The organism is Thermomonas sp. (assembly GCF_025993755.1).
Taxonomy (GTDB): Bacteria; Pseudomonadota; Gammaproteobacteria; order Xanthomonadales; family Xanthomonadaceae; genus Thermomonas.
The window spans coordinates 1-11,157 of the sequence record NZ_JAMQHN010000105.1 but is presented as its reverse complement, the minus strand read 5'-3'; the positions used below and the strand labels follow the sequence as shown (position 1 = coordinate 11,157).

Annotated in this window: 8 protein-coding genes; all 8 read right to left on the bottom strand. The window is 66.6% G+C overall.

The window, feature by feature from the left end; all coding sequences use genetic code 11:
• Nucleotides 1–1,856: heavy metal translocating P-type ATPase (locus Q0X16_RS06935; protein ID WP_297832446.1), on the bottom strand; the 1,856-nt coding region annotated here is incomplete at its 3' end.
• On the bottom strand, nucleotides 1,853–3,550 hold the full coding sequence (locus Q0X16_RS06930; RefSeq protein ID WP_297832443.1) for an AarF/UbiB family protein: 1,698 nt from the start codon (nucleotides 3,548–3,550) through the stop codon (nucleotides 1,853–1,855). The genes Q0X16_RS06930 and Q0X16_RS06935, both read right to left, overlap by 4 nt.
• 25 nt (nucleotides 3,551–3,575) lie before the next feature.
• The gene (locus Q0X16_RS06925; RefSeq protein WP_297832439.1) at nucleotides 3,576–6,041 is read right to left on the bottom strand and encodes a xylulose 5-phosphate 3-epimerase; all 2,466 of its coding nucleotides are present in this window, start codon (nucleotides 6,039–6,041) and stop codon (nucleotides 3,576–3,578) included.
• Nucleotides 6,038–7,429: an MBL fold metallo-hydrolase gene (locus Q0X16_RS06920; RefSeq protein ID WP_114958835.1), complete on the bottom strand. Its 1,392-nt coding sequence runs from the start codon at nucleotides 7,427–7,429 to the stop codon at nucleotides 6,038–6,040. The genes Q0X16_RS06925 and Q0X16_RS06920 overlap by 4 nt, the downstream gene beginning before the upstream one ends.
• Nucleotides 7,430–7,508: 79 nt before the next feature.
• Nucleotides 7,509–8,057, bottom strand: a complete 549-nt coding sequence (locus Q0X16_RS06915; RefSeq protein WP_190280997.1) for a hypothetical protein — start codon at nucleotides 8,055–8,057, stop codon at nucleotides 7,509–7,511.
• Entirely contained in the window at nucleotides 8,054–8,719 is a 666-nt protein-coding gene (locus tag Q0X16_RS06910; protein ID WP_190280998.1) for an isoprenylcysteine carboxylmethyltransferase family protein, read from the bottom strand. The genes Q0X16_RS06915 and Q0X16_RS06910 overlap by 4 nt, the downstream gene beginning before the upstream one ends.
• Before the next feature lies 1 nt (nucleotide 8,720).
• The gene (locus Q0X16_RS06905) at nucleotides 8,721–9,029 is read right to left on the bottom strand and encodes a DUF2933 domain-containing protein (RefSeq protein ID WP_114958838.1); all 309 of its coding nucleotides are present in this window, start codon (nucleotides 9,027–9,029) and stop codon (nucleotides 8,721–8,723) included.
• Nucleotides 9,030–9,147: 118 nt separating this feature from the next.
• On the bottom strand, nucleotides 9,148–11,157 hold a 2,010-nt coding region (locus Q0X16_RS06900), incomplete at its 5' end, for a CusA/CzcA family heavy metal efflux RND transporter (RefSeq protein WP_297832429.1).

Genomic DNA, 11,157 nt, shown 5'->3' with positions numbered 1-11,157 from the left:
GGGACGTCGCGCGGGTCGCTGCGCACAAGTACGACGTCGCCAGCCTCGACCGCGACATCCGTCCCTGTGCCGATGGCGATGCCGACGTCGGCTGTGAGCAGCGCCGGCGCGTCATTGACGCCGTCGCCCACCATCGCGACGCGCTTCCCTTGGGCCTGCAGTTCCTCGATCTTTGCCACCTTGTCCTCTGGCAGGACCTCGGCGAAGACGGTGTCGATATTGAGCTCCTTCCCGACCGCATTGCCGACTGCGGTGGAATCACCAGTCAGCAGCACAACCTCCAGTCCGTTGTCGTGCAGACGCTTGACCGCATCGAACGATTCGGGACGGATGGCGTCAGCGATCGCGAACACGGCGAGCACCCGGTCGCCTTCCACCAGGTAGGTTGCAGATTGACCATCGGCTGCCGCTGATTCGGCAGCCCGCCGAAGCGTCTCCGGCGGTTCGACCGCGAGCATTCTCAACAGACCCGGCCCGCCAACGTGGAGCGAGCGCTCCTCGACGACTGCGCGCACGCCGCGTCCCGGCATGGACTCGAAGTCCTGCGACATCGGAACGTCGATGCCATGTTCCTTGGCGCTGGTCATCAGCGCCTGCGCGATCGGATGTTCAGCGTCGCGCTGGACCGACGCGGCCACGCGAAGCACCTCGTCGTCGGTGAGTCCATCGGCGGCAGTGGTCTTTACGACGCGGTGCGAACCGAGCGTGAGCGTGCCTGTCTTGTCGAACACGACCGTGTTCAGCAAACGGGCCTCTTCCAGGCCGCGTCGATCGCGCACGAGCAGGCCGTTCCGTGCGCCAATCGTGGTCGAGATGGCGGTCACCAGCGGGATGGCCAAACCCAGCGCATGGGGACAGGCGATCACGAGCACGGTCACTACGCGCTCGATCGTGAAGCTCCACGGTCGACCGAGGAGTGGCCAGACAATGGCGGTAACCGCGGCGGAGACGATGGCGATGATCGTGAGGTAGAACGCCGCCCGGTCCGCCAGGGCCTGGGCGCGCGAGCGCGACGTCTGGGCCTGCTCGATGAGCCGCATGATACCCGCGAGCGCGGTCTCGTCGCCGGTTCCCGTCACCTCGACACGCAACGAGCCCTGTCCGTTGACGGTGCCGGCGATCACCCGGTCGCCCGTCGACTTGTCCATCGGCTTGGACTCGCCGGTGATCATCGCTTCGTTGACGGCGCTGGTCCCTTCCTTCACGACGCCGTCGGCGGGAATGCTCGCGCCGGGCCTGATGAGCAGCAGGTCGCCGCGCTTCAGTTCCGCGACAGGGACTTCCTTCGCGGTACCGGCCTCATCCAACCGCACCGCCATATCAGGCAGCAGCTTCGCGAGTTCCTTGAGAGCGCCCTGTGCCTGGTTGATCGAACGCATCTCGATCCAGTGGCCGAGCAACATGATCGCCACCAGCGTCGCCAGCTCCCACCACAGATCCAGTCCCTCGACAAGGCCGAGCGTGACCACGGCGCTGTAAACAAAGGCGACGGTGATCGCAAGCGAGATCAGCGTCATCATCCCCGGCAAACGACTGCGCAGTTCCTGGTATCCGCCGCGGAGGAACGGCGAGCCGCCGTAGAAGTACACGACCGTGCCGAACATCGCGGGGATGTACGCCGCGCCCGGGAACTGCGGTGCGGTGTAGTCGAACCAATGCTGGATCATCCCGCTCCAGATCAACGTGGGGATGGTCAGCAGCAGCGTGAGCCAGAACTTGTCGCGGAAGCCCGCCGCGCTGTGGCCGGCATGCTTGTCGTGCCCGGCATGGGCATCGCCATCGCCACGCTTGCGGGAAACAGGCGATTGTTCGCTATGTGCCTGGTGATCTTGATGATGGTGGTTGTGTTGCGTCATGGGTCTGCCTTCCTGGATGCACTGATGCACTGGGCGTCAGCGGGGAGATAGATCAGGGGTTTTGAAACAGACTGTCGGGAAATCGGCCATTCCCGATGTTCGTTGCTCCGGCTGGTCACAGGTGCCCCGATCTGGCGATGGCCATTACCAAGGCCCGCTGCAGTGAAGGCCAGCACCGCCATGACAGGCAGGTGACCGAACACTTGCGGGCCGTCGGAATGCAGGCTCAACAGCGCACCGCTTACGTACAGGCCCAAGGTGACCAGGGCCAACGCCAGCCGGTTGCCCGTGCGCGCGATTGCCTCCTGCGTGGAACTCAGGCCATGGTGGTGTACGGAGAAGGCGGGTCGTCCGTCGCTCAGTTGCGCCTGCCGCAACAGGTCGGTGGCGATCTGTGGCAGTTGGCGCGCAGTGCGGGCCAGCCGCATGGCAAGCGGCCTGTTGCCGCTGGGGCGGCTGGCTTCGGCAATGTCGGCGATCGCGGCCGCCTGCGCGGACAGCGTCCCCAGCAGGTCCAGATCCGGATCCAGCGCCCGCAGCGTGTTCTCGACCAGGAACAGCGTCCGGATCAGGGACAGCAGGTGGGCCGGAAGCCGGAAGCCAGCACCCTGCCCAATGCGTGCCACGCGCCAGATTGCCTCGGCAATGGACCACTGCGCCAGCGGACGGCTGGCCATCTCGGCCAGGATCAGGTGGATCTCGCGCACATGCGAGCGGCGGTCGACCTGCGGCGGGAAGAAGCCCATGGCGATCGCTGCATCCAGCACGCCCTCGGCGTCGTCGGCCGCAATGGCCTCGACCATGCCGCCGAGCGCGAGCCGGGATGCAGGGTCGAGCACGCCGATCGAGCCAAAGTCATGCAGGCACAGGCGACCGTCGTCAAAGAAGAACAGATTCCCCGGGTGCGGGTCGGCATGGAAGACGCCGGCGCCGAAGAGCTGATGCACGTAGGCACCGAGCAGCGCCCTTGCCAGTGCGGGAGCGGCCGCTGTGCCGTACGCGGCCTCCAGACGGGTCCCGTGGCTTCGATCCTGCACAAGCACGTTGCGGGTGGCATACGGCTCGACGACGTGCGGCTGGGTGATGCCGGGCAGGGCATCCAGCACCTTGGCCATGCGCCGCATGTTCTGCGCCTCGTGACGCATGTCGATCTCGTCACGCAGGAATGCGCCTAGTTCGTCCACCAGTTCGAGCGGCCGGTGGCGTTTCAGTGGCGGCCAGATCCACTGGGCGACGCGCATCGTGCGCCGCAGGAGCAGCAGATCCGCCTGCACCTGGGCATGGATCCCGGGGCGGGTGATCTTGACGACCACATCGCGACCATCATGCATGCGCGCTGGATGGATCTGGGCCACTGAAGCCGCGGCCAGGGGCTTGTCATCGAAGCTGGCGAAAAGTTCGCCGACCGGCGCGCCAAACGCCTGCTCGACGCTGCGCCTCGCCTGCTCCGCAGGAAACGCCGGCACATCGCTGTGCAGTCGCGACAGCGCCTCCCGATAGGGCACCGGCAGTAGGTCCCAACGCAGGCTCAAGCCCTGGCCCAGCTTGACGAAGGTGGTGCCCAGCCCGACCAAGGTGGCGCTGACGTACGCGGGAAGCCGTTCGGGTGCGCGCCGGCGCAGGCGCAGCACGGCGACTCCGAGCTTCAGTCCGGCCCAGGCGATCTGACCTCCGCGGCGCACCGTGCCGGCCATCAGCGCGAGGTCCTGACCGGCACGCTCACGAGGCCTGTCCCGTTTCCGGGCGCAGGACGGTGGCCGGATCGCCGCGACCATCCACTGCCGCCAACTCCGCTTCCGACAACAGACTGCCACGGGACTCGCCGAGGACGCCCGCAGCCGCATCGACCACGTGCGCCCAGGTGCTGCGGTTGGCGAACAGCAGGCCGGGCACGTCCAGCGTGCCGCCGCGGTTGACGAAGCCCAGCGCCGCAGTGGTGGCCGGGCCGGTGTCGAGTCGGCGCAGGGCGCCGAGGAAGGGTTCGGGGCGGGTGTGGGTGACGAATACGCGCGGTCGGCCCACCGGGAACAGCGCCTGGACCGCGCTTTCGGAGTGCACGTACCGCGCCTCCTCCGGATCGCGCGGCGTGCGGAACCGGCCGGGCTCGCCGAGATAGACGATCGCCGCCGCGACACCACCTTCGACGAGGCGCGCGTGGGCGCGACGAACTTCCTGCAATTGGTAGGCACCGGTGGCGACCAGCAGGACCGCCGCCGACGCCGGATCTCCGGCCAGGCACGTTGCCCCGGTCTCGGCCAGCGCCTGGGCCTGCTGTGACGTCAGCTCATGGGGCACCGGGCGCTTGGGGACGACCAGGGTGGTGACCGTGCCGCGTTGCGCGTAGGCGTGGGTGAGGGCTGCGGCGGCGCCGTTGGCATCGGGCGGAAACACCACGCGCGAGATGTCGGCCATCTCGCCCATGAGCGCCTCGGCCATGGTCGGATCCTGGTGCGACTGCTCGTTCTTCGAGTTTTCCCACGTGTGCGAAGTCAGCACCAGCGGCACGCCCAGCCAGCCGGGCGGGCGTCCGGCCTGCTTCTGATGGCGGGCAAAGATCAGTTCCTGGCGCACGGCGCCGAGCATCTTCGGCGCGAACGCCTCGTAGGTGACCACCAGGTTCAGGCCGCCCTTGTTGCCGAGCGCGGCGCAGACCACGGCCTCCTCGTTGAGCGCGGTGATGACCGCGCCGGTCGTCGATTCGGCAATGCCGGGCTCGGGCTCGTGCACCCGGTGCTTCATCGCGTCCAGGGTGCGGTCGAGCTTGTTGCTGCGCAGCTCGTCGGGATTGCCCACGCGCACGCGCAGGCCCGGGTTCGCTTCGGCGATCGCGACGAACTGCTCGTCCAGCGCGGTCATCGGCGAGCTCTCGCCGCCGGCACCGCGGTCGGCGATCGCCGGCACGCGGGGTGGTTCCATCTGGCGATCGGCCAGCGCATGGTCGCGTTCGCGCACCCGCTGCTGGTCATCGTGGCTGTTGAGTGCGGCGACGGCCTCCTCGAGTTCGGGGAAGGTCACGAACAGAGCTGCAGCGCCCTCATTGAAGAGCGTGCGCGCCTCTGCATCCACCGCCGGATTTCCGGGCAGGGGAAGATTGTGCGAGGCGTTGGTCCCGGCGCCGGGGAAGCCGAAGCCCTTCACGGTTTCGGCGATGCCATAGGGCAGCCGCACGTCGGTATCGGGGACGGCGGCGCCCGCTTGCAGGCGCGATTCCATCACGTGGATGCCCCACGCGATGCTGGCCGGATCGCGCCCGTCCAGCGCGATCGGATCAAAGCCGTTCAAGCGCAGGTGCCGGTCCAACCAGCGCTCGCCGCCTTGCTGGGTGATCTGGCTGCGCTGTTCGATACGCCGCCCGTTGAGGATGATGATCGGGCTGACCAGCCCGCTGTCTTCGGCACGCCACCAGCGCGGCGCCCAGTCGCTGCCGCGCTGTTCTTCGAACGCACCGTCGCTGAGGAACGCCACCAGGCGTTCATCCTTGAGCGGCGCATGCACGTACTGAAGCTCGGCAAAGCCGAGATAGCCACCTTCCATCACGCCCCCGGCGGTATGCGCATTGACGTGGGAGCCCAGCGGCGACGCCGGCGTCCCGTCCGGATTGAGCGTGTAGGCGTAGAAGTCGCCGACGAACCGGCTCAGTCCGGCGTCGGAGCGGTCATAGCGTTCGGCGTGCCTGTCGGTCATGTTGCCAACCAACACGTTCAGCGCGTCGATCGCGGCCACGCAGTGCCCTTGGCCCATCATCCAAGCGCGGGTGACACCATCCAGGGCGTCCATCAGGAGGTAGCCGGCGTAGGCGGGCACCATGTTGAGGGACCCGCCGGTGTGGCCTTCAGGCGTGAGCTTGAAATCGTCGGCCTCAAGGACCGTGCCGTCGGTACGGACCCGCTGGCTGTAGGTCATGTGCGCCACCAGCCACATGCCGGCACTGGCGACGCGATCGGCCGCGGCGAGCCGCTGCCAAGCAGTGCCGGTATTGGGCGTGCGGCCCAGGGCCACCAGTTCGTCCACCATCTGGCGGACCCGCAGCTGGGTGAGCGGGTCATGCCGGATCACGCCGTAGCCGGCTGCCCAATGTGCGAACGCGCGATCAGCCTGCCGGTGGGCATCGGCCAGTTCAAGGATCCGCTGGCGCTCGGCGGCTGACAGCTGGTCGGCGGTGCAGCAGTTGGGGTGCAGGTTCATGGGGTCTCCGGGGAATCCAGTGCAACGCGGTCCAGGTGCTCCGGCACGCGCGCGCGCCAGCCCAGTTCGCGTTGCACGCGCCCGCGCAACGTGTCGGCTGCATCGGGCTCGCCGTGGGTGAGGTAAACGACGCGCGGCGCAGACGGTGCGGTGCGCATCCAGTCCAGCAGCTCGCCCGCATCGGCGTGGCCGGAGAAGCCTTCCAGCTGCACTACCTCGGCGCGAATGGAAACCTCGCGGCCGAACATGCGCAATGTTCGCTTTCCCGCCGCCAGCGCGGCACCGCGTGTTCCACCGGCTTGGTAGCCCGCCAGCAAGATCGCGTTGCGGTCATCCTGGCCGAACGCCTCGACGTGGTGCAGCACGCGCCCGCCGGTGATCATGCCACTGGCCGAGATGATGATCATCGGCCCGCGCTGGCGGTTGAGCGCCTTGGACTCATCCACAGTGTTGACGAAGGTGGCGACCTCAAACATCCGCTGGCAGTCCTCTTGAGACACGCGATGCTCGGAATGGTGAGCGTGGTAGAGGCCGGTGGCGTTGGCCGCCATCGGACTGTTGAGGTAGACCGGTATCCGAGGGATCTCTCCGCGCTCGCGCAGCCGGGCGATATGCAACATAAGTGTCTGGGCGCGACCGACAGCGAACGCCGGGATGACGATCACACCGCCACGGGCAGCCACGCGGCGGATGATCGGCGCGAGTTCCGCCTCTTGGTCGATCGCAACGTGTTCGCGATTGCCATAGGTGGATTCGCAGACCAGCACGTCACAGGCGGGCAGGGGGGTCGGCGGATTCATCAGCGACTCCTGCTGCCGCCCGAGGTCGCCACTGAAATGCAGGCGCTGGCCCTGCGCGTCCACGCTGACGTGGGCAGCGCCCAGGATGTGGCCGGCGGGATGGAAGCGGACTGTGATGCCCGGTGCGACCTCGACATCGCGCTCGTAGTCATGCCCCTTGAGCTGCTTCAGGCTGCGGTGAGCATCGTCTTCGGTGTACAGCGGCCGTGGTTCCTTGTGCTTGGAATAGCCCTTGCGCGCGGCGTATTTCGCCTCTTCTTCGAGCAGGTGCCCGCTGTCGGGCAGCAGCAGACCGCACAGGGCCACGCTGCCGTAGGTGCAGTGGATCCGGCCGCGGAACCCCTGCTTGACCAGCGCCGGCAGATAGCCCGAATGGTCAAGGTGGGCGTGGGTCAGGACGACCGCGTCGATGGTCGAAGGGTCGACCGGAAACGGCGCCCAGTTGCGCTCGCGCAATTGCTTGTAGCCCTGGAACAGGCCGCAGTCGACCAGCACGCGCTGGCCGTTGGCCTCGACTAGATAGCGCGAGCCGGTGACGGTGCCGGCGGCGCCGAGGAACTGCAGGGTGGGGCTGGAATACGTTGCCATGACGTGACTCCTGTTCGCGAAGGAAGTGATTGCAAATGACATGACGGACCGCCGCGGATCCTCGTCACTGCGCGCCCGGTCAGGGGCGAACCAGCTCCACCGTGTCGTTGACCTTGGGGCTGCCGGCGATCACCTCAGCCTCCGCGTAGTGACCGTCGAACAGCCCGGTGATGCGCACCTGACCGACGGATTCCCGGCGATAACGTGGCCCGACATCCCGTGGACCGCGATTACGGCGCTTGTGCCGGATCACTTCCAACACCTGTCCGACCTGGGCGCCGTCGGCCTGTCCGACGCAGACGACAAGCGTTTGGTCCTCTTTCTCCAGCACTTGGCCGCGCATCAAGACGTTGTGGCGGAAGCCGCCCTCGTTCGCGGACGCGACACCCGGCGCTGCGAACGAGAAGGCGAGTGCGCCAGCCATCGCCAGCGCGGCGAACCAGCGGTAGGGATTCGTACGTGGGGCTGCGGAACAGGCAACGGGTGTGACCGTATTCATTGAGCGGACTCCTTGGATGGGGCTTGAATGGAAACGACGATCGGGGACAAGAGCCAGAACGGAAGAGACATGCAGGTCGATAACTGGAACGGCCAAACGCTTTTCAGGCAGTTCCTCAACCTGGGTCACCGGGTTCCTCCCGCCGATGGGGCGGGGGCGCGCCGACGTCGCGGAATGAAGGCGGGGATCTCCTGCATGTAGCTGACGTAATCATTGCCGAAACGGCTCAGGCAGTCTTTTTCCTCACGGCGCGCGAGGCGGGCATAGGCCCACACGAGCACCGGATAGCTGGCGAGTGTGAGCAGCGTGGGCCACTGCAGCAGGAAGCCAGTCAACACCAGCACGAAGGCGACGTACTGCGGGTGGCGCATGCGGGCATACACGCCCTCTCGAGTTATCCGGCCCTCGCGCTGTGCCCGATACAGCACGGGCCAGGAAGCCGACAGCAGCCAGAAGCCACCGCCGATCAGGAAGAGGCTCGCGACGTGGAATGGACCAAAATGCGGGTTGGCGCGCCAGCCGAACCACATCTCGAACAGGTGGCCCGCGTCGTGACTGAGCCAATTGACCTGCGGATAGTTGGCGCTGAGCCAGCCGCCCAGAACGTAGAGCGTCAGCGGGAAGCCATACATTTCCGCAAACAGCGCCACGATGAAGGCGGAGAACATTCCGAACCCCCGCCAGTCCCACCGGGTCAACGGCTTGTAGAAGCTCCAGGCGAAGAAGATGAAGAACGCGGCGTTGACGGCCGCAAGGAGCCAGAGGCCATAGCCATCTTCAGATGCATGCATGTCAGTGTCCTCTGTGTGAGGTGTCGGACCTTTCATCGGTCATTGCAGGCTTGCCACGGGTGTCGGGGCTGCCATTGGGTGTGTCGTCGGCATTGCCGCCGCGCCCGTGACCTCCATGCCCGCCATGTCCTTTGTGCATGAACATGTGCATGAACGGGCACAGCAGCAGGATGGCCAGCGGCAACCAGCGGAGCGTTCCCGCAAGGTGGGCGCGGTGCTCGAAGCCGAGATAGAACAAGGCCAGCACCAAGAACATCCAGAAGACCCAACGTCGGGACCCGGTCGCGTTTTGTGTAGGTTTGGCAGTCATGACGATCCCCTCGGGAAGCGGCGATGGATCACATTCCTCCGGCCGCGCCGCAGACGACCGGAAGAACGGCTCCGCGCGTGCGCGGACCGCCCTGGATCAGGTGCGTGGAAAGTGGGCATCACGGCCCGTCCACGGGCAGTGCGGCAGGTGCCGGCGGCTTCCTGGCCAGTTGCCGCTGCTTGATCAGCGAGTACAGCGCCGGAATCACCGCCAACGTCAGGATGGTCGACGAGACCATCCCGCCCACCATCGGTGCGGCGATGCGGCGCATGACCTCGGAGCCGGTGCCGCTGCTCCACATGATCGGCAGCAAGCCGGCCATGATCGCGACCACGGTCATCATCTTCGGGCGCACGCGGTCGACCGCGCCTTCAATGATCGCTTCGCGCAGGTCCCGTGCATCCAGCGGGCGGCCTTCGGCCTGCCGCTGCGCGGCGCGCGCCTCCAGTGCGTGGTTGAGGTAGATCAGCATCACCACGCCGGTTTCCGCGGCGACGCCGGCCAATCCAATGAAGCCCACTATAACCGCCACGCTGGTGTTGTATTCGAGCAGCCACATCAGCAAGATACCTCCGACCAAGGCGAACGGCACCGACAGCATCACGATCAGCGACTCGGTGACGCGGCGGAAGTTGAGGTACAGCAGCAGGAAAATCAGCGCCAGCGTCACCGGAATGACGACCCGCATTTTTTCGGCGGCGCGTTGCATGTACTCGTATTGACCGCTCCAGGTCACGTAGTAGCCCGATGGGAACTGCACCTGTCGAGTGACCGCTTCCTGCGCCGCCTTCACGTAGCGGCCGAGGTCGCTTTCGCGGGTATCGACATAGATGTATGCGGCCAGCATGGCGTTCTCGGTGCGGATGCTGGGCGCCCCTTTCCTAACCTCGATCTTCGCCAACTCGCCGAGCGGCACCTGCGCACCGCCGGGCACCGGCACCAGCACCTGGGTCCCGATGCGCTGCGGGTCGTCGCGCAGTTCGCGCGGATAGCGCACGATCGCGCTGAAACGCTCGCGGCCCTGCAGGATGGTGGTGACCATCTCGCCACCCAGCGCTGCCGCCACCACGTCCTGCACCTCGCCCAGAGTCACGCCGTACTGGGCCAGGCTGGCCAGGTCGGGGGTGATGTCGAGGTAGTAGGCACCGGTCAGGCGTTCGGCGAAGGCGCTGGTCGTCCCCGGCACCTGCCGTACCACGGCTTCGATCTCGGTGGCCAGGGCCGCCAGCTGATCCAGGTTGTTACCGAAGATCTTGATGCCCACGGGCGTGCGGATGCCGGTGGCCAGCATGTCGGTGCGGGCCTTGATCGGCATCGTCCAGGAGTTGGCGACACCCGGGAACTTCAGCGCCGCGTCCATCTCGGCAATGAGCTTGTCGGTGGTCATGCCGTCGCGCCACTGGTCCTCGGGCTTGAGGTTGATGACGGTTTCGAACATTTCCAGCGGCGCCGGATCGGTGGCGCTCAGGGCGCGCCCCGCCTTGCCGAATACCGATTCCACTTCCGGGAAACCCTTGATGACCCGGTCCTGCTGCTGCAGCAGTTCGGAGGCCTTGGTCACCGACATGCCCGGTAGCGACGCGGGCATGTACAGCAGCGTGCCCTCGTTGAGCGTGGGCATGAACTCGCTTCCCACGCGCGATGCCGGCCACAGGCTGGCGAACAGGACGACCAGCGCGAGCACGATCGTGGCCATGCGATGCCGCAGCACGACGTCGATCACGGGCCGATAGGCCGCCACCAGGAACCGGTTCACCGGATTCTTGTACTCGGGCACGATCTTGCCGCGCACGAACAGCAGCATGAGCACCGGTACCAGCGTCACCGACAGCAGCGCGCCACCGGCCATGGCGAAGGTCTTGGTGAAGGCCAGCGGCTTGAACAGGCGGCCTTCCTGCGCCTCCAGCGCGAACACGGGAAGGAAGGAGACGGTGATGATCATCAGGCTGAAGAAGAGCGCCGGCCCGACTTCGCGGCAGGCGTCGATGATCAGCTGGGTGCGGCTGCGGGAGCCGTCGCCGCGCTCGATGTGCTTGTGCGCGTTCTCGATCATCACGATCGCCGCGTCGACCATCACGCCGATCGAGATCGCGATGCCGCCCAGGCTCATGATGTTGGAGTTCATGCC